We start from the raw sequence: 21060 nt of genomic DNA on the forward strand, positions 1-21060 counted from the left end.
AGAAATCTTTTTTGAAGTTCCTAAATGGATGCTAAAAGACTACGTTTTATGATCAAGCCGGTAACGATTTGACATATCAAAAAGATTAACCTGAGTATAGCCTGAGTTTAGCCCGACTCTGTAGCGCTTTCTCTACGGCATTGTAACGGGTTTCCAACGGGTAAAAGTCGTTTCAAACCCGTCCCGAAGTCGTCGGAGACCCGTTCCAAACCCGTTCCAAACCCGTTCCAAACCCGTTCCAAACTCAGGCTAAACTTAGGTGAAACCTTGGCTAAACTTTTTCAAAAGTAAGATCGTACATCCCTCACTCTCGGCATGTTCTATACTGATATTTATCAAATAAGTTGTCAAATACGATGGTATTCAATTCTTATATGACTAATTCATTTTAATACCAACGCTAGAACCAGGATTGATGAGGTTAAAATCTAGAACCACATTATTTCTCTGTACCCAGTTCAGGTATTCCAAAGAAAGCTTTTTAACGATCTCCGGATTTTCCGCAGCGATGTTATTGGTTTCCCCCCTGTCTTTTTCCAGATCATACAATTCCCACTGGTTTTTTGGGAAAGCAGAAACCAGTTTCCATTTGCCTTCATGGATGGCCCTGTTACCCCATAACTCCCAGAATAACGGCTCGCCCCTGTTAATGGCTTCGCCATTAAAAAATAATCCTGTTAAACTTTTGCCCGGTAAAGGATTAATTTTTTTACCGTTAAAGGTAGCTGGATACTTTGCTCCCGCCAGTTCATAAAAAGTTGGCGCAAGATCAATTAAGTGGGTACTGCCATTGGCAATGGTATTTGCTTTGATTTTACTTGGATACCAGGCAATCAGCGGCGCACTCATACCTCCTTCATAAAGTCCTCCTTTGAAAGACCGGAATGGTGAGTTGGAAACAAACGACCAGTTTTTCCCTTGTGATTCAAAAGAACCAGAAGTACCTACCGGCCCCAGGTTACGGGCAGCATGTTCTTTACCGTGTGCTACATCTTCAGCAGGGGCTCCATTGTCAGAAATGAAAACAATCATCGTGTTATCATCTTTATGCAGTTCCTTCAACTCCTGAATTAGTTTCCCTACATTCTGGTCCATACGGTCTACCATGGCCGCATATACTTCCATTTTAGCTTTCCACAACTGTTGTTCATCATAGGTTAGGTTATCCCAGTTTGGTACATCCGGATCGCGTTTAGCGATTGTTTGTCCGGGTTCTCTGATTCCCAATTTCAGCTGTTTTTCCAGACGCTCCTTACGTAAAGAATCCCACCCGATATCATAACGCCCTTTATATTTTGCAATGTCTTCAGGCAAAGCCTGTAAAGGCCAGTGTGGTGCATTAAAGGCCAGGTAAAGGAAAAATGGCTTTTTAGTTTTATTCTGTTCTTTCAGGTATTCGATGGCATGGTTTCCGATTTCGTCAGTCATATAATAACTGTCGTCTTTCGGGTGCCAGCGTTTGTTGTTTTCTTCAATGATCACCGGATACTTACGTCCGCCCAGGGGCATATAATTGGCATTGAAATAATTCGCTGCACCACCGATGATCCCAAAGAATTTATCAAAACCACGCTGATTAGGCCAGCCAATACTATCATTTCCCACATGCCATTTACCAGACATCAGCGTGCTGTAGCCATCCTGTTTTAATACTTCTGCAAGGGTTACGGATTCTCTATTCAAGTACCCCTGATAAGCAGGCAAACCTAAATTAACATCAAAATATCCGATACCTGCTTTATGCTGATCCTGTCCTGTCAGGATAGAAGCACGCGTGGGTGCGCAGATCGCATTGTTGTAAAACTCTTTTAACCGTAAGCCCTGCGAAGCCAGCAAGTCAAGATTGGGTGTATGGATTTCAGAACCATAAGATCCAAGGTCAGAGTAACCCATATCATCCACCACAATCAGAATGATGTTAGGCTTTTTCTGTTGCGCCCTGGTATTCAGCATAAAAAAGCTGATTAGCAAAAGGGAAAGAATTGTTTTTTTCATCGTTTTATGTTTAAAGATCAATTGAAGGCTGAATTAGTTTTAAGGGGTTATCTTTTTTACAGGTGGGCTAAGCCAGGTATTTTTATCTTTCAGATAAGTTTCTTCAGGTACGTATATTCTAAGAATAACATTAAAGTTATCTGCTGGTGCAGGCAACCAGTTATTTTCTTTTTCTGCTCCCGGATTTTCATGCTGCAGGTAAATATCCAGCGATCCATCTGTATTAAAAATCAGGGGATTTCTATCGCCAATGGCATAACGCTTAATAGGGTTATCAACCAGGTAGCGGTCGCTATCATACATCGTTAAAGACCAGAAGGCCTTTGCCGGCGGTAATTTTCCTTTATCAAAATGAATCACATAAGCATTTTTACCATCAAGCAGGTTTTTGTCTGCATCTTTAACATAACCTACATAAGTTGCCTCTTCTGGTGTCAGTGCCCCCAGCCCTTTATAAGCTACCAAAGCACGCAAAAGATAATCGGTTTTATAATCTCCAATTTTGGCCCCTGCTACAGGTTTTGAACTCTCTGAAGGATGCCCTGTATCAAATTGCCCGAATATACTTTTAGGCAGGTTATTCAATGCTTCTTTTGTCTCCTGATCAAATGCGTCGATATCAAATTTTCCGCCAGCCTGGATCCCTAATTTGGCAAATTGAGCCAAAACAGGAGCATCTGCTACCAGGGGAGGGTTTTTGACCATCAGCTCATTCAGGTAATTAAAGTAGTCTGCCAGTGGTAATGTCTGTATGGCTTTTACAACTGTTAATTGATGATCCTGAATTGCTTTAACAGGTAATGGCGTATGGTAAACGACAGGATCAGTCCCTCCTGCTACATTGTTTTTAGCCCAACTGCTCAAAGTAGCTAAGGTAAACTGATCCTGAATTTTGCTGACAAATTTCACCTGATCTTCGGGACTGTTTACCTGTATACGGCCAATTACCCAAACCATATCTGTAGGAGATTTTACCTGTTTTAATCCAGAAGGAACAATTCCCTTCCATTTAGGCCCGGTGATTAAATATTTCTGCGCCCCGGTTCCCGTATTACGTTTACCAAAAGAGGCAAAAACATTAGTCCATGCATCCATCAGGGGCACCACAAAATAGCGGTCTTTGGTATCAGGAATAGTTAGTACTACGGCATCCTGCTCTAAATCTAAAAAAGCAGTAGAGTAGTTAGTATCGTTATTAGGCGCAACTACCCAATGGTTTTTATCATCAAAAAATTTATGCGCATGTGTAAACACATTGCTTTTCGTTCCGCTAACCTGCCGGGTAAGATCTGTAAATACCAAAGGCAAACCATATATATAAGCCTCCTGAGCAATTTTAACAACTTCTTCTTTGGAAAGATGAACTTTACTGCTGTCTGTAAGCACGCTTTGCACCGGTAGTATCCATTGTTTTTTAACAGAGACTGTTGCATTTACAGCTAAGGCAGCAAGTAAATGAATTGATAACACTATGTTTCTTTTAGGATTTATGTTCATATGATTTAGTTTTCATTTGAAAATATTTTTTAAGGTTGTGAAGTTATCTTAAGCTTGTTTTTCACTAATTTTTTATTGATTTCATTTGTGTTCAAGAGCTCTGTTCATTACAGTTTTTAAGCTTATGATAGTTTCACCATTAATAACCTGTGTTTTGTATTAAACCAGAATTGACACTGATTTCACTTTGAGGGATTGGAAACAGGTAATTTTTTGTACTCACTCCTGTTTTTGCGGCTACTTTACTTACTGCCTCCACCAAACGTCCTGTTCTTACCAGGTCAAACCAGCGCTGCGCTTCCTGAACAAACTCTTTTCTTCTTTCCAGGTAAAGTGCATCGCGGAAAGCCGACTGGGTAAGTCCCGCTGTGAGGTCGCCGATATTTGCGCGGTTGCGCACCAAATTGATGGCATTATAAGCATCGGCAGTTGGTCCCGATGTTTCATTGACCGCCTCTGCATACATCAGCAGTACATCTGCATAACGTAAGATCGGAAAGTTAATTCCACTCTGTGCCGGTGTACTCAGCTCCGTAGAATCTACATATTTCCTAAAATAATTGGAGGCAAAAGTATACTTTGTACCTGTTGCAGGATTAGTGAAAGTTTTATAGAAAGTTACGGCCTTACGTGTATCGCCGGCGGTGAATATATTATACACCCCTGTATCTGCAGGAAGATCGGCAGGAACTTTACCTGCAAATCCTGTAAAGGATGCACCCATCAAAGTGCTGGTGTTACCCGTGCCGCTATTGGCTTCAAACTGTGCAGAGAATATATGTTCTTTGCCATTTTTTGCAGATTTGTTAAATACATCTGCGTAGTTGGCAAACAAAGCATATCCATAACCGCCATTCATTACTTCTTTGGCTTTTAAAATTGTGTTTGCCCAATCTTTTTGCGTGAGGTAAACTTTTACCAATAGTGATTTTGCCGCGCCTGCTGTAGCACGGCCGATATCGGCACCGGTGTAAGTGGCGGGAAGGTTTTCTGCTTCAGTGAGGTCGGCAATGATTTGCTGGTATACCTGGGTAACCGTAGACTGGTTGGTTTTAAGCGAAGTAATATCTACCGAAGTTGCATCATGTAATACAAGTGGCACTGCTCCAAAAAAACGCACCAGGTTAAAATAATACAATGCACGCAGGAATTTTGCCTCCCGTACTAAACGCAAACGGGTAGTCTGATCAAAGGTCATTGCCGAAATTTTGTCGACCGCAACATTTGCCCGGTTAATGCCTACATAGGTCTGACGCCAGATAGCCAGTACCCTGTCATTCGAAGCATCATAAGTATCAGCACTTAGTGCACGTACATATGGATTGATAGCAGAAGGACCAGCGGCGAGATCGTCTGTAGTCATATCCGTCAGGAAGTTAATGTTCCTCCCGTACATCGGCTGTTCGCCGGCATCATAGATCAGTTCACTATAAACCGCAGTAACCCCGGCCACTGCATCTGCCTGTGTTTGAAAGGACTGTGCTGCAGTGATTACTGATACGGGATTTTCATTCAATTTATTGCAGGAAGTAAAAGCTATCGCGATCAGGATTCCTAAAAATATATTCTTTATCATCTTATTAGTAAATATTTTTTTATCGGTGATGAAGCTTGCGTAGAATTTGTCAGCTGTAATCTTATGCAGGCTTTTTTGTCTGGATAGTTAAAAAGTAAGGCTTAAACCAGCTAAAAAGGTCTTGTAATTTGGATAGGCACCATAGTCAATTCCCTGTAAAACGTTACTTTGCTCAAAGCTGCTTACTTCAGGATCATAACCTGTGTATTTAGTCCAGGTGAATAAGTTTTGTGCTGCGATATAAACGCGTAATTGTTTAGCATGTATTTTGGAAATGCTGCTCTGGTTAAAGGTATAACCTAATGTGAGGCTCTTTAAACGCAGGTAAGATCCATTTTCGATATAACGGCTGGACATTTGTGCCACAGGTGAACTGCTTGCCCTTGGCGTTACATTACTGGGATTAGACGCAGAATAACTATCCAGCACAGCAGTAGTAGAATTTTGTGAAAGGTTAGTGATATCCAATTGCTGTTTTAAAGCATTATAGATTTTGCCTCCATAACTTCCCTGTAAGAACACAACCAGATCGAAGTTATTGTAGCCAAAAGTATTGGTAAAACTGCCAGTAAATTTAGGCTGCGCCGTACCCAGGCTTACTTTATCTTTAGAATTGATCACCCCATCACCGTTGGTATCCACATAACGCTGATCTCCAACTTTGGTATTTGCTTTTGAATCCAGCGTAGCTGAACTGGCAATTTCTGCCGCTGTTTGGAAAATGCCATCGGTTTTATAACCCCAGAAAGTGCCTAAAGGTTGTCCTACCACAACATTAACCGGCTGCAGCACACTTAGCGTACCGTTACTAACTGTTGGGAAATAAGAACTTAGAGAACCCAGACTTAACACTTTGTTCCTGTTTAAGGAATAGACCAGGGAAGATTTCCAGGTAAATTTAGAACCTTTGATGTTATCTGTGGTGATGCCCAGTTCCAGTCCTTTATTAGATAAACTACCTATATTTTGAAGGGAAGTAGCAAATCCTGTAGACAACGGAATTGGAACGGACAATAACAGATTATTGGTTTTTTTATAATAAGCATCAAAAGACAGATTGATCCGGTTATCCAGTAAACCTAAATCTAAACCAGAATCATATTGGTCGGTCTTTTCCCATTTTAAAGCTTCATTTGCCAAACGTGTAGCAGCAAAACCAGTAACTAAAGTCCCATTAAAATCATAAGTAAACGGACTTAAGGTAGAGAGCGACTGATATTGACCAATCTCCTGGTTCCCGGTAATACCCGCGCTTAACCTTAATTTAAGATTGCTGATCGCTTTTACATCCTTTAGAAAATCTTCCTGTCCTGCATTCCAGGAGAAACCTGTAGAAGGAAAATATCCCCATTTGTTACCTGAACCAAATCTTGAAGAACCATCGGCACGGGCAGAAACGGTCACATTGTATTTATGTTCATAAGAATAGTTGATCCTGGCCAGGTAAGAATTTAAAGCCCAGGTGTAGGCGTCTGATGTAGGAGTAATAGTCTGAGAACCACTTTGTAAACTGTTATATGAAGTCAGATCGGTGACAAAATTTTTAGAGCCTGAGGTAGCTGATTCTTCTTTGGAGAACTGGGTGCTGTAACCTACCAGCACATTAAAAAAGTGCTTATCGTTAAATGACTTGTCGTAGGTAATCGTGTTTTCATTTAACCAGGTGTTTACGGTTTTATTTCCCACTGCTGCATAACCTAAACTGGTATATCCATTGGCACTATTAGAAGGTGCGTAATAGTTCTGCTTGGTATTTAACAGATCTGCACCAAAACTTACTTTTGCGGTCAGTCCTGGTATAATTTTATATTCTCCATAAAAATTTCCCAGTGTCCTGGTGATCAGGGTCTGGTTTTTTACAATTTCCAGATCCTGTATCGGGTTGGAAACTGTAGTAGAATATGGATTGATTGTGTTATAACTTCCATCGGCATTCCTTAAAGCAATAACCGGTGCTGTGCTGATGATATTGGTAATTACATTGGGGCTTGTTAATGTATTTCCACCGGTATTGCTGGCTGCACTCAATGAGGTTGAATAACTGCTGCTTAGGTTTACCCCTACTTTAAATTTCTCAGATACATCATGATCATAGTTGAAGCGCGTGGAATATCTTTTATAATTGGTATTCAATAGGATCCCATCCTGGTCAAAGTAATTACCGGAAATGGCATATCTTGATTTATCATCGCCACCGGAAATAGAAAGTTCATGGTTTTGAACAGGTGCGGTGCGGAAAGCGGCCGCCTGCCAGTCGGTACCAGCGCCAAATGCAGCGATTTGTGCAGCCGTATACGAAGGGGCAACTCCGCTAGCTACCTGGATATCATCATGCAATTGCGCCCATTGGCTGCCGTTTAGTAAGTCAAGTTCTTTGGTGATTTTCTGAAGCCCGTAATAAGCAGAATAGGTTACATTGTTCGTTCCCCGTTTTCCTTTTTTAGTGGTAACGATCACTACACCATTTGCACCACGGGAGCCATAGATTGCCGTAGCGGAAGCATCCTTTAAGATTTCTATTGATTCAATATCTGAAGGGTTAATACTGGACAATGCATTTACACTTGCCCCGGAACCCACACCTGTAGTGGTAGAGGCATTGTCGTTATAAACAGGAAATCCATCAATTACATATAACGGCTCATTACCACCAGTGATGGAGTTTCCACCGCGTATACGGATGCTGGCCGAAGCACCAGGGCTGCCGGAACTTTGCGTTACCTGTACCCCCGGAGCTGATCCGCGCAGCAGGTTATCTACCGATGAAGTAGCCTGATTTAGATTTTCTTTTGGAACAGAAGACAGGGAACCTGTTACATCGCTTTTACGCTGTGTACCGTAACCTACAACTACCACATCGTTCAGCTGACTTACATTTTCTTCCAGACGGATGATCAGTGCACCTCCTGTGGCAATTAATTCCTGTGTTTTATAAGTAACAGACCTGATGATCAATGTATAAGGGAACTTTTGACCAGTTACGAAACTGAACCGGCCATCTGAATTGGTGGCTACTTCATGTGTTGTGCCTTTAATAGTGATGTTGGCACCAATGATAGGCTCCTGAGTTTTTGCATCCAGCACCTGACCATTTAGTGTGGAGTTGATTAAGGGTTTGGTTTGAACCTGTGCAGAAGTGTTAAAAGAAAGTAATAGTGTAACAATAGGCACGAACCATACGTAAAACCGTTTGGTCTTGTAAATTTTTTGCATACTTTTATAAATGTTTAATTATCAATTGAAACAGGTACAACGCCAATTGAACGCCTGTTTCTTGTTTTGAACTGAGGGAATAGTTTATCTATTCCCTTATTTTATTTTTGTTAGCCTGATAAATCTGTTTCCTCCCGCTTTAGTTTTTATTTTCTACACACCTGAAACCCAGGTGTTCCATTCCACTGTCTTCTGTGGTTTTCATTCGTCGTGCCACACGGTATCCGGAGCAATAACTGTCATTACATAAAAATGAACCGCCCCGTACTACACGCTTGGAGGCATATGGTTCATCAGGATCATTTGACTTGGCCGGGCCCTGCGGATTGACTACACCTTCGGGTTTAGTTATCTGACCATAGTAGCCCTGATCATAATAATCAGCACACCACTCCCAAACATTACCCGCCATATCATATAACTGATATCCGTTTGGTGCAAATGATTTTGCAGGTGAGGTATAATAGAATTTATCTGTTAATGTATTTTTATAAGGAAAACTTCCCTGCCAGGTATTGGCCTTTGGTGTGCCTTCATCTACAGGTTCGTTTCCCCATGGGTAGATTTTATTTTGTAAACCACCGCGTGCAGCATATTCCCATTCGGCTTCTGTTGGCAGACGTTTGCCGGCCCATTTGGAATAAGCAATGGCATCATCATAAGAAACCTGAACCACAGGATAATTGTCTTTCCCTTCGATATTACTTTTTGGGCCCTGCGGATGTTTCCAATCGGCTTTTTCTACCCATGTCCACCACTGACTGTAATCATTTAAAGGAACAGCTTCTTTAGAGGGTTTAAATACCAGTGAGGCTGCTACTAATAATGAATCATCTGGTTTTGGGGTACCTGGAGGAACTTGTTTTTTAAGGTCTTCCCAGTTGGGTTTTCTTTCAGCAGTAGTTATATAACCCGTAGCCTGCACAAATTTTGCAAACTGGGCATTGGTCACTTCCGTCTGGTCGATCCAGTAGCCATCAACAGTAACTTTATGTTTTGGATATTCATCGGGCGCTGCCTGCTGGTTATCGCCTCCCATCATAAAGCTCCCTCCTTCTATCCAAACCATATTCTGATGATCATGATGATCGGCGGTTTTGTTGATTGCTATTGTTTTTGCAGGTTTAAAGCGGGATGGAATGTTGGATTCACAGCATATAGGTGTCTTTGCCGCAAAAACAGGTTTTTCTTCCTGGGCATTTGCCAGAGATGGAAGAAAAAAGGTGATGCTAAGTAAACCAGCTAAAGCTGTATATGTGTCTATTTTTTTCATTGCTGAAATTCGAATGAACTAACTATAAGTATGGGGGAAAATAAATTGTAAATCAGATCTGTTGGCCATTAGCTGGCATCATAGTACACAGGCAACAGCTTACTTTTAAACTATCCAGTAAAAATGTAAATTTTTCTGCTGTTATGCCTTGTGCCATAGGTTATAAATTGATTTGCTTTGTATTTTATTTGCTACTTATGATGCAAATATAGCCGTATAAACCATAATTCCTAGTGATCTAGTAGATTTTAACATTTGTCTTAACATATCCGTTAATTTGATAAAAATGGAAATGTAGAGCAGAGTTAACAAAAAGCAGATCAAATCTTTACTTTACCGTATAATAACTAACAGAATCTGAATTTTCGATTACTCAAGGTGAATTACATGTACTATCTGGAATATCTGTTTTTTTCTGACCGGTAAGAAAAAAGCTTAAAAAACAGTTAGGGGATGCCGCATCCACGCACATCCCCTAATCTTATTAACTATTATTTACCTAAACTTGCCTGATCAGCGAGCGCTGACGGCAAAATCTTAATTCAATTTATTATACTGCTATAACGCTACTTTTTTCATTTTACTCTGCTCTGTTTCAAAAAAAATTAAATTATTTTTTCCAGTAACATCCGGATGCTTTCATGAAAAGCAGGCATGACTAAAACACAAGCTAACTCAATTCGCTTAAGGAGCTGATTTCGAATAGCTTTATTAGCTTTGACGATGTGATCGCTAATGGTAGAAGCAGAAACGCCAAGCAGTTTCCCTACCTCTACATAGGATTTACCATCCTGTTTACAGAGCAAAAATATTTTTTTTCTCTGCGGAGGTAATTGCTCTATGGCTAGCTGCAATTGTCTTTCCTCCTCTTCAGCTCCGCTGCTTTCCAGTGACTGATCATCTGATGCAGAAAACGCCTGTCGCAAATTTTCCATCACCTGCCTTTCCCGTTTAACCTGCCGATAAAAATCCATGGCTTTATTCCTTGCCATTACCTGTAGAAAAGCACGAAAAGATTGCTGGGGCTTGAGTTCTGTTTTCTTCTCCCATATTTTAAGAAATACATCCTGAAGAATTTCTTTAGCCAGGTCTTCATCCCTGGTCAGTTTTCGCAAACTGCTGTAAGCTGCTTCACGATGAAGCTTATACAATTGTTCAAAGGCCCCCGGGTGACCCTTTCTGACATGAATCATCAATTCTGTTTCAGTACTATTTTTTTCTACATTTTTCTCCATTCTATTCGTACAGTCTATAGGAATAGTATATTTAACTAACTAGAATTCAATGATAAAAAGTTTTTTAGAAATCGACAATAGTGTAGAATCTGATGATTTTAACTTTCCGGTTGAAAAAACGTTTTTGTAGTTTAAAATCGAATTATTTTTTTTTCAAATAAATTTTCAAAATTGAGCCGGGCTTCTTATCAGACGGTAAGACTTGCAGCGGAACGGCCGGAATAAATAAAATACGGGCAGGAGCAAATTAAAAATTATTAGCTTTGCCCCTAACCAAATTTAATAGAGACAAATGAGAGACGTAGTTATTGTATCAGCATTGAGAACGCCCATTGGAAGCTTTGGAGGCTCCCTGTCGGGATTCTCTGCTACCCAGCTGGGCGGTTTTGCCATTAAGGCTGCTGTGGCACAATCAGGTATAAAACCTGAAGATGTACAGGAAGTATATATGGGGAATGTTTTATCGGCCAATTTAGGTCAGGCGCCTGCTACCCAGGCAGCAAAATTTGCAGGTTTACCCGATGTTCCTTCTACTACCATTAATAAAGTATGCGCTTCAGGTACAAAAGCAATCATGCTGGCTGCCCAGAGTATTGCCCTGGGAGAGAACGATATTGTTGTTGCCGGAGGAATGGAAAGTATGAGTAATGTGCCTTATTACCTGGATAAAGCCAGAACAGGCTACAGACTTGGCCATGGTCAAATGACAGATGGTTTACTGAAAGATGGCCTTTGGGATGTTTATAATGACTATCATATGGGTTCTGCTGCAGAATTATGTGCATCAACCTGTAATATCAGTCGCGAAGAACAAGACAGATATGCGATCAGTTCCTACAAAAGGGCGCAATCTGCCCATCAGGAAGGAAAGTTTACAAACGAAATCATACCCGTAGAAGTAAAAGACCGCAAAGGTAACGTTACTGTAATTACGCAGGATGATGAACCTTTTGCCGTTCATTTCGATAAGATACCGGGATTAAAACCCGTATTTAAAAAAGAGGGCAGTGTAACTGCAGCCAACGCATCGGCTTTAAACGATGGGGCTGCCGCACTGGTATTAATGAGTGCAGAGAAAGCTGCTGAGATGGGAATTAAACCTCTTGCGCGTATCATAGGTTATGCTGATGCACAACTGGCCCCGGAATGGTTTACCACTGCTCCTTCCAAAGCTATTCCTTTAGCATTAAAACGGGCAGGTAAAGATATAAGTGACGTAGATTTTTTCGAGATTAATGAGGCTTTTTCTGTAGTTTCACTGGCTAATAACCAGGAACTGGGACTTAGTGAAGATCAGGTAAATGTAAATGGCGGTGCAGTAGCTATGGGCCACCCTCTTGGTGCTTCAGGAGCCCGCATCGTAGTGACACTGCTTTCCGTACTGCAACAGCGCAATGGAAAAATAGGTGTTGCCGGTATTTGTAATGGCGGTGGCGGTGCCAGCGCACTGGTTATCGAAACAATAAATTAATGAAGAAAAGGTTTATCTCATTTTTGATCATTTTTATCTGCTGTTACACAACAGCGCCTGTTTTCGCACAGCTTAGCTCTGCGGGAATTACGGTGCTGACAAAAGATCAGGATTCGCTGATAAATGCTGCCGGCACCCTGTTTGCGGCCAGTGGAAACATCAGGCGATTTGAGCAGAATGCAAAATTTATCAAAATGCTGGTGAATGCACTGAAAACACCTTCATCTTTTGATTTTGGCTTCGATTCACTGAAAACTATTTCTGTAGTAAAATCTCCGGACAATACTTTCAGGATCTTTTCCTGGTATGTACCTACAGAAGAAGGTACATACCGCTTTTTTGGAGCCATACAATTGGCAACAAAAGATGGAAAGTTAAAACTGTACCCACTGATTGATGATACGGAGCATATCAAAGACGACAACATTGTTACATCCAATAAACTATGGTACGGAGCACGCTATTATGAAATTGTTCCGCTGGTTATGAGCGGCCAAAAAACATGTTATGCATTGCTTGGCTGGAAAGGAAATAACAGTAAAACATCGAAAAAAGTGATCGATATCCTTTCATTTAACCAGGATGAAGTACAATTTGGTAAGCCTGTTTTTGAAGGAGCGAAAAATACCCCTGTAAAAAACAGGATTGTTTTCGAGTACAATAAGCTGAATTCGATGACTTTAAGGTTGGATAAAAAAGAACAGATGATTGTATTCGATCATTTAGCTCCCTTTGACCCAAATATGGTCGGCAATTTTCAGTATTATGCTTCAGATTCGAGTTTTGATGGATATCACCTCGTGGGCGACAAGCTAAAACTGGCAGAAAACATCGAATTGAGAAATGACCCGAATGCTTTGGATGAACAATATGTGGATCCAACGCGTAAAGATATACCTGTGACTAAAAAATTCTAAGAATTAGTCTTATTTTGCGAACTTTTAATTAAAACAACATAACACAACATTTATGGATCAATCTGAAATCCTTAAGCCTGAGTTGATACATGACTCTCCGAAAGGCCATCCAAAAGGATTATATGTACTGTTCGCTACCGAAATGTGGGAACGTTTCAATTACTACGGTATGCGTGCAATCCTGGTGCTTTTTATGACCAAGGCTTTATTATTTGATAAAGCTTTTGCTTCAAACCTGTATGGAAGTTATACCGGTCTGGTTTATCTTACCCCCCTTATCGGTGGCTTTGTTGCCGATAGATATTGGGGAAACCGGCGGTCTATCATCACGGGAGGTATCCTGATGTCATTAGGTGAACTTTTAATGTTTGCCTGTGCTTCCCTGTATCACACCAATGCGGACCTTTCTTCTCTCCTTTTCTTTTCAGGATTGGGAGTAATGATTTCTGGTAACGGATTTTTCAAACCAAATATTTCATCTATGGTAGGACAATTATATCCTCCTGCTGATAAAAGACTGGATGCAGCTTATACCATATTTTATATGGGTATCAATGTAGGTGGCGCTTTAGGGCCTTTCATCTGCGGATACGTTGGTGATACTGGCAATCCGGCCGACTTTAAATGGGCCTTCCTCGCTGCAGCCATTGCCATGGCACTGGGCGTGATTGTTTTTGTGAACCTGAAAGACAAATATGTAAGAGGTCCTGAAGGCATTCCATTAGGGATGAAACCCGCACATCAGACAGGCAAAGAGGCTTCTCCTGTTATCGTATATATTTCCCTCCTGGCGTTCTCCGCTATCTGTGTTGCTTTATTGTATATCGATGCCAAAGTATACAGTTATCTGAGTTACTTAATGCTATTTGCTGTCTTAGGGATTGCCTTTATGATCTTCAGTGATAAAAAACTGACTAAAGTAGAAAAAAAGAAAGTTTTAGTGATCTTCATTGTTTCCTTCTTCGTGGTATTTTTCTGGAGCGCCTTTGAACAGGCTGGTGCCTCTTTAACTTTCTTCGCTGAAGAATCTACCAAACGTAACCTGGGTTTCTTCACTGTTCCTGCCAGTTGGTTCTCTTCTTTAAATTCTCTTTTTGTGGTTTTATTTGCGCCTGTATTTGCCTGGATATGGATAAAATTAGGCAGAAAAGAACCCTCAGCACCTACAAAAATGGCCATGGGCTTAATGCTGCTGGCCATTGGTTATTATGTGATTGCAGTTGGGGTCAACGATGTAGGAACCGGTGTAAAAGTAAGTATGATGTGGTTAATAGGCATGTATGCTTTCCACACCTGGGGTGAATTATGTTTGTCACCTATAGGATTATCATTGGTAAATAAACTTGCACCTTTAAAGTTTGCTTCGCTGCTGATGGCTGTATGGTTCCTGGCTAATGCAGGTGCCAATGTATTGAGCGGAAAACTAAGTGCATTATATCCTGACGGCACAAAAACAACAGTTTTTATGGGCTATCAAATGCATAATCTTCATGAATTTTTTATGTTGTTTGTATTTATGGCCGGTATCGCTTCCATTATTCTTTTTGCGTTAACCAAATGGTTACAGAAAACGATGAACGCAACAACATAATCTATTGGATATCATAAGATGGAAAGGCCGCAATATTGTGGCCTTTCATTTTGTAAAATACTGTGAAATATCCGATATTTTTTGAAAGCCTTTAGCTCATGGCAGTTATTTTTATGATATTAAATTTAGTTAATTCAGTTAGTTTTCAGTTTTAATCAATAATTTCGCCAAAGTTTCACTTTATTATTGCCCGCGTGTCAGACAGCATAGTTATCATTCCCACCTATAATGAGAAGGAAAATATCGAAAAGATCATCAGAAAGGTGTTCAATTTGAATTTTACTTTTGAAATTTTAATCATTGATGACGGATCACCTGATGGAACTGCTGATATCGTAAAAAAACTACAGCTGGAATTTTCAGGTTTGCACCTGGAACAACGGACAGGCAAAATGGGATTGGGAACAGCCTACATCCATGGGTTTAAATGGGCATTGAAAAATTCCTATCAGTATATCTTTGAAATGGATGCGGATTTCTCTCATAATCCTGAGGATCTTTACAAGCTTTATATGGCTTGCTCCAATGGAGCTGATGTAGCTATTGGCTCACGTTATGTTACCGGTGTTAATGTAGTGAACTGGCCAATGAGCAGGGTTCTAATGTCATATTTTGCATCGATGTACGTCCGTTTCATTACCCGCATTGATATTCGTGATGCCACTGCAGGTTTTAAATGTTACAGGAGGATAGTGCTGGAAACTATCCCAATGGATAAAATAAAATTTGTAGGTTATGCCTTCCAGATCGAGATGAAGTTCACTGCTATAAAGTATGGGTTCAAAGTGGTTGAAGTACCGATCATTTTCACTGACCGTACAGAAGGTGTTTCAAAGATGAGCACTAAAATTTTCAGGGAAGCTTTTTTAGGAGTAATCCAGATGAAAATCACCAGCTGGTTTAGAAATTACGACAGGAATTAATTAAGAATTGCTTTTGAGCATTTCTGCGAAATCCATTTGCTGATCCATTGCCATGATGATTTTCACAATACGTTTTACTCTGGTAGGTTCCGTTTTGGCAGTATTAAGCCAGTTGATATAATAATGCTGATGCGATAGGGGCATTTTCAAAAAGTTCTGCAGACAGTGTTTTTCTTCCATCAGGCATAATTCCAGGTCGGCAGGCATTGCTATTTTAAAGTCTTTATCTTCTTCCAGTTCCAAACGTAATTTATCACCTTTTTTTTTCCCAAGCTGTTTGCGTAAGCTGCCTTTCAATGCAATGATAAAGTTGCCCTCTCCCATCGGCGTTAATGCCAACCCCGCTATTTCTACAGCATCCATCTTTCCCCGTATCCGGTAACTTTTTTTTGTAGCTGGTTTAATCTGATCGGCAATAGCCGCAGGGACAAAGACAAAAGTCCAACCTGTTTTTTCACCCATTCTCTCAAAGCGCTCTATTTCAGATTCAAACACTATCATAGAGACTAAGTTAAGAAAGAATTTTCAATTGGAACGTGCATAAGATTACATCTTACAAAAAGTAATGAACCGAATTTAAGAACTCTTGAACACAAAAAGAACAATAAAAACAGGTAAAAAATAATCTTGTGCAGGCTTCATAACCACTTAAACCGCCGCGGGCAGCCTGAAGGCATTTAAAAGCAATAAACACTAAGATAAAACAAATATATTCTAATGAAAAATCAAGAGTTCAAGATCTTTTAAATTAAAATATTTTCTATTTTATTACCAACCGTAACATGATTCGTATTAAGTTAGCGATATGAGAAGAAATCACGACAACCTATGGAAAGGGCTGCTGGAAAAACTCTTTGTAGATTTCCTGCTTTTTCTGAATCCTGAAGCTGGTTCCACGTTGGATCTGGATAGAGGAATTGAGTTTCTAGATAAAGAACTGGAACAAACCTTCCATCCTTCAGCTAAAGGCCGCGGACTTAAAATAGTTGATAAACTGGCCAGGGTATTTACCTGTGAAGGCAAAGAAGAATGGGTGCTCGTCCATATTGAAGTGCAGGGGAAATATAGTAATGATTTTGGAAAGAGGATGTTCCAGTATTATTACCGGCTGTTTGATAAGTATGATCGGCCTATTACCGCCTATGCCATTTTTATAGAATCAAATTTGAAAGAGCGACCAGGATTTTTTGAAAGAGGTTTTATGGGAACAAAACTCAATTACCAGTTTAATACTTTTAAAATTGCCAGTCAAAATGACGATTTTTTGCTAGGGAGTGACAATCCCTTTGCCCTGGCGGTACTAATCGCTAAATCAACGCTTCTGGTTACCCATATAAAAGATAAAGAGCAAAGGGATAAACGCCTCCTTGATTATAAAAATAAACTAGCCAGAGAATTAGTCCGTAGAAAAATACCAAAATTGAAGATACAGGCATTAATAAATTTCTTAAGATTTTATGTTGTTTTTGAAAATGAAGAATTAAATACTAAATTTGACCAGGAAGTAAATTCATTAATAAACAAGAACAATAAAGACATGGGATTATTTGAAGATCAGATCTTAGAAATAAGAAAAGAAAGAGCAATAGCACTGATGAAACAACGGGCAAGAATAGCTGGAAGAGAAGAAGGCAAAATGGAAGGTAGAGCTGAAGGCATAGCCGAAGGTAAAGCCGAAGGTAAAGCCGAGGGTAAAGCGGAAGGCATAGCTAGAGGTTTAGTTGAAGGCAAGGCTGCAGCAAAAAAAATTGAAGTACTAAAGCTGATTGAAAAACATGGCTTTTCTAATCAGGAGGCTGCAGATTTTGCGGATGTAACAGTAGCCTACGTGAAAAAACTCAGGAATTCCCTGAAATCAGTTCAGTAAGCTAGCGTAGAAATTAAAATTTTTCTTCCACACCAAGACCGAACAGAGCGAAATCATATTTTACAGGGTCCTGCGGATCAAATTTCCGCAGCTCCTCAGTCAGTTCAACGGCTGTTCTCCAATCGGCTTGTTTACGGGTGATGAGGTTAAGCCTTCGCGCAACACGGTCTACATGAACATCGCAGGGGCAAATCAGATCGGATGGATGAATGGTATTCCATACGCCAAAGTCTACCCCCATTTTATCTTTCCTTACCATCCAGCGTAAGAACATATTCAACCTTTTACAAGTCGATTTCTGTAACGGTGAAGAGATATGTTTAATTGTTCTTCTCGGAGAATCCGGAAGACTGAAGAAATAAGTCCTGAAATGATTTAAGGCATGCTCTGCTGTGAAGCTGTCGAGCTGACCAAAGTTGTCTGGAAGAAAGGCTGTTTCCAAACTATCTGACATGCCATAATGAAATTTAAAAAAAGAAACAAAATACAGGAGGTCCGTATCATTGAATGTCCTGTGCTTAAAGTTCAGTAAACGTTTCAGATCCTCATCGCTGTGTTGCAGCATAAAATTATAGGGATCATTATCCATTCGCTGGAAGAGTTCCGTACACTTATTGATAATCGTTTTCCTTTGGCCCCAAGCCAAAATTGCCGCAAAAAATGCGGCAATTTCGATATCCTGTTTTTTAGAAAACCGGTGGGGAATACAAATCGGATCATTGGTAATAAAGCCGGGCTGATTATACTGCTCAACTTTAAAATCCAGAAAGTCTTTTAATTCTAAAAATTCCAATTTGTCTATTTAAGTGCTTGTTTTAAATCGGCTAAAAGATCATCAATATCCTCTACCCCAACGCTCAGGCGTAAAAGATTATCTGTAACACCAACCTTCTCACGTTCTTCTTTAGGGATAGAACCGTGTGTCATTGTAGTAGGATGATTGATCAGTGATTCTACACCACCAAGCGACTCAGCCAGGGTAAATACTTTAAAAGAAGAAGCAACCCTGAAAGTTTCTGCCAGATCGGCTCCTTTTAAAGTAATAGACACCATACCACCGAAACCACGCATTTGCTTTTTAGCGATTTCATGGTTAGGATGATCTTCAAAACCAGGCCAGTAGATTTTATCAATCTTTGGATGGGTTTTGAGATAACGCGCTACTTTCTCCCCATTTTCACAGTGTGCTTTCATACGAAGGTGTAAGGTCTTGATCCCTCTTAATACCAGAAATGCGTCCTGCGGACCAGGAGTTGCACCACAGGCATTATAGATAAACCAAAGATCTTTATACAATTGATCGTCGTTCATCAACAAGGCACCCATTACTACGTCAGAGTGACCGCCTATATATTTGGTCACGGAATGCATCACAATATCTGCTCCCAGATCAATCGGATTTTGCAGATATGGAGAAGCAAAAGTATTATCTACGGTTAAGATCAGTCCTTTTTCTTTAGAAATCTTTGCTATACCTTCAATATCCACAATTTGCATCGTAGGATTGGTAGGTGTTTCAATCCAGATCAGCTTCGTTTTATCGTTGATATAGGGCAATATATTTTCTGGTTTTGACAGATCCAGAAAATGGAATTTAATACCATATTTAGCGTAAACTTTGGTAAAGATACGATAAGACCCACCATAAAGGTCATTACCAGTGATCACCTCATCGCCAGGCTGTAATAAACGCATTACAGTATCAGTAGCACCCATTCCTGAAGAAAAGGCAAGACCGTATTTAGCATTTTCCAATGCCGCAAGACAACTTTCCAGCGCCTTACGGGTAGGATTTGTTCCCCTGGAATATTCAAATCCCTGATTTTCACCAGGTGATTTTTGCCAGTAGGTTGAAGTCTGGTAGATCGGGGTCATTACTGCTCCTGTAGAAGGATCAGGTTCCTGACCTGCATGTATAGCTTTAGTTGCAAATTTCATGTCGCTCTTTTTAAAATTAGTAATAGCCTTAAGCTTTAATAAGCACGGGCAAATAAAACACGCTGAATAGATGGTTTACCCGAATAGATACAAACACCATCTTCCAGTGGATTATCTAACGGAATACATCTGATTGTAGCCTTTGTTTCCTCTTTTATTTTTAATTCAGTTTCCGAAGTGCCATCCCAGTGTGCAGATATAAAACCTCCTTTACCATCCAGCAATTCTTTAAATTCATCATATGAATTTGCCTTGGTGATATGTTCAGTTCTGAAATCAGCAGCCTTTTTATAAATATTTTCCTGGATATCGCTCAACAATTGTGCAATATACATATCCAGACCATCCTGTGAAACGGTACTTTTCTCTTTAGTATCTCTTCTTGCCAATTCGACAGTCCCGTTTTCCATATCTCTGCCACCGATAGCCAGACGAATCGGCACACCTTTCAATTCATATTCTGCGAATTTGAATCCCGGGCGCTGCGAATCCCTGCTGTCATATTTAACAGAGATACCCTGTTTTTTCAATTTCGGCATTAATTCATTAACAAAAGAAGATATTTTATTCAGGTCTTCATCATTCCTGTATATCGGAACAATAACTACCTGAATCGGTGCCAGGTTAGGCGGCAATACCAATCCCTGATCATCACTATGTGCCATAATTAACGCACCGATCATCCGTGTAGAAACCCCCCATGAACTTGCCCACACATGTTCAATCTTTCCTTCTTTGTTGGTAAATTTCACGTCGAATGCCTTTGCAAAATTCTGTCCCAGAAAATGTGAAGTACCTGCCTGTAAGGCTTTTCCATCCTGCATTAATGCTTCAATACAATAAGTATCCAACGCACCTGCAAAACGCTCATTTGGCGTTTTTTTTCCTTTAACTACAGGCAGTGCCATCCAGTTTTCAGCAAAATCTGCATATACATCCAACATTCTTTCTGTTTCTTCAATTGCTTCCTGCGAAGTAGCATGTGCGGTGTGGCCTTCCTGCCAAAGGAACTCAGAGGTTCTTAGAAACAAGCGCGTGCGCATTTCCCATCTTACCACATTAGCCCATTGATTAATCAGCAGGGGAAGGTCACGGTATGACTCTACCCATCCTCTGAAAGTATTCCATATAATAGTTTCTGAAGTTGGTCTTACGATCAATTCTTCTTCTAGTTTGGCATCCGGATCGACAATAATATTTCCTTCACCGTCATTTTTTAGACGATAATGTGTCACAACTGCACACTCTGTGGCGAATCCCTCAACATGCGCCGCTTCCTTAGAAAAAAATGACTTAGGGATGAGTAATGGAAAATATGCATTACTGTGTCCTGTATCTTTAAATTTCTGGTCTAAAACGGCCTGCATTTTTTCCCAAATGGAATAGCCATAGGGCTTTATCACCATACATCCTTTTACAGCTGAATGCTCCGCCAGGTCGGCTTTTATAACAATATCGTTATACCACTGGGAATAATCCTCGTTCTTACTTGTAATACCTTTGCTCATAACTGTTTGGAATGCTTTTTGTGTTAAATAACTTGCATGATAGGTTGCAAATTTAT

At 40.2% G+C, this 21060-nt stretch carries 15 protein-coding genes; 5 read left to right on the forward strand and 10 right to left on the reverse strand.

Annotation, left to right across the window (positions count from 1 at the left end; translation table 11 throughout):
- Nucleotides 1–378: 378 nt before the first annotated feature.
- The 6 genes from GSQ84_RS26825 to GSQ84_RS26850 all read right to left on the reverse strand — a co-directional run bounded on the left by GSQ84_RS26825 (nt 379) and on the right by GSQ84_RS26850 (nt 10789).
- Nucleotides 379–1995: an arylsulfatase gene (locus tag GSQ84_RS26825; protein ID WP_158800475.1), complete on the reverse strand. Its 1617-nt coding sequence runs from the start codon at nt 1993–1995 to the stop codon at nt 379–381.
- Between the two features lie 39 nt (nt 1996–2034).
- Nucleotides 2035–3492 carry a DUF1254 domain-containing protein gene (locus GSQ84_RS26830; protein ID WP_158800476.1) on the reverse strand — a complete coding sequence of 486 codons (1458 nt, stop codon included), beginning with the start codon at nt 3490–3492 and terminating at the stop codon, nt 2035–2037.
- Nucleotides 3493–3631: 139 nt separating this feature from the next.
- Nucleotides 3632–5068, reverse strand: coding sequence for a RagB/SusD family nutrient uptake outer membrane protein (locus GSQ84_RS26835; RefSeq protein ID WP_158800477.1), 1437 nt, complete (start codon nt 5066–5068; stop codon nt 3632–3634).
- 87 nt (nt 5069–5155) lie between these two features.
- The gene (locus GSQ84_RS26840; RefSeq protein ID WP_158800478.1) at nt 5156–8281 is read right to left on the reverse strand and encodes a TonB-dependent receptor; all 3126 of its coding nucleotides are present in this window, start codon (nt 8279–8281) and stop codon (nt 5156–5158) included.
- 139 nt (nt 8282–8420) lie between these two features.
- Nucleotides 8421–9554, reverse strand: a complete 1134-nt coding sequence (locus GSQ84_RS26845; protein WP_158800479.1) for a formylglycine-generating enzyme family protein — start codon at nt 9552–9554, stop codon at nt 8421–8423.
- A 605-nt stretch (nt 9555–10159) separates the two neighbouring features.
- Complete coding sequence (locus GSQ84_RS26850; protein WP_158800480.1) at nt 10160–10789, reverse strand: RNA polymerase sigma factor; 630 nt, start codon at nt 10787–10789, stop codon at nt 10160–10162.
- A 292-nt stretch (nt 10790–11081) separates the two neighbouring features.
- Between GSQ84_RS26850 and GSQ84_RS26855 the strand changes: the two genes are divergently transcribed.
- The 4 genes from GSQ84_RS26855 to GSQ84_RS26870 all read left to right on the forward strand — a co-directional run bounded on the left by GSQ84_RS26855 (nt 11082) and on the right by GSQ84_RS26870 (nt 15691).
- Entirely contained in the window at nt 11082–12260 is a 1179-nt protein-coding gene (locus GSQ84_RS26855; protein WP_158800481.1) for an acetyl-CoA C-acyltransferase, read from the forward strand.
- Complete coding sequence (locus GSQ84_RS26860) at nt 12260–13177, forward strand: hypothetical protein (protein WP_158800482.1); 918 nt, start codon at nt 12260–12262, stop codon at nt 13175–13177. The genes GSQ84_RS26855 and GSQ84_RS26860 overlap by 1 nt, the downstream gene beginning before the upstream one ends.
- 52 nt (nt 13178–13229) lie before the next feature.
- The gene (locus tag GSQ84_RS26865) at nt 13230–14768 is read left to right on the forward strand and encodes a peptide MFS transporter (protein WP_158800483.1); all 1539 of its coding nucleotides are present in this window, start codon (nt 13230–13232) and stop codon (nt 14766–14768) included.
- A 194-nt stretch (nt 14769–14962) separates the two neighbouring features.
- Nucleotides 14963–15691, forward strand: a complete 729-nt coding sequence (locus GSQ84_RS26870) for a polyprenol monophosphomannose synthase (RefSeq protein WP_158800484.1) — start codon at nt 14963–14965, stop codon at nt 15689–15691.
- On the opposite strand, the gene GSQ84_RS26875 is transcribed toward GSQ84_RS26870, so the two are convergent.
- Complete coding sequence (locus GSQ84_RS26875) at nt 15692–16192, reverse strand: YdeI/OmpD-associated family protein (RefSeq protein ID WP_158800485.1); 501 nt, start codon at nt 16190–16192, stop codon at nt 15692–15694.
- 304 nt (nt 16193–16496) lie between these two features.
- Between GSQ84_RS26875 and GSQ84_RS26880 the strand changes: the two genes are divergently transcribed.
- Nucleotides 16497–17558 (forward strand): hypothetical protein, encoded by a 1062-nt coding sequence (locus tag GSQ84_RS26880; protein WP_158800486.1) that lies wholly within the window; start codon nt 16497–16499, stop codon nt 17556–17558.
- 13 nt (nt 17559–17571) lie between these two features.
- Here the strand turns inward: GSQ84_RS26880 and GSQ84_RS26885 are convergent, their stop codons facing one another.
- The 3 genes from GSQ84_RS26885 to proS are packed head-to-tail and all read right to left on the reverse strand — an operon-like array spanning nt 17572 to nt 21004.
- Nucleotides 17572–18351 (reverse strand): TIGR02757 family protein, encoded by a 780-nt coding sequence (locus tag GSQ84_RS26885; protein WP_158800487.1) that lies wholly within the window; start codon nt 18349–18351, stop codon nt 17572–17574.
- A 5-nt stretch (nt 18352–18356) separates the two neighbouring features.
- Nucleotides 18357–19520, reverse strand: coding sequence for a cystathionine gamma-synthase (locus GSQ84_RS26890; protein WP_256377555.1), 1164 nt, complete (start codon nt 19518–19520; stop codon nt 18357–18359).
- A gap of 11 nt (nt 19521–19531) precedes the next feature.
- A complete protein-coding gene (proS, locus tag GSQ84_RS26895; RefSeq protein ID WP_158800489.1) occupies nt 19532–21004 on the reverse strand; it encodes a proline--tRNA ligase in 1473 nt (490 codons plus the stop codon).
- Between the last annotated feature and the right edge of the window lie 56 nt (nt 21005–21060).

The organism is Pedobacter sp. L105, from assembly GCF_009765875.1.
Classification (GTDB): domain Bacteria; phylum Bacteroidota; class Bacteroidia; order Sphingobacteriales; family Sphingobacteriaceae; genus Pedobacter.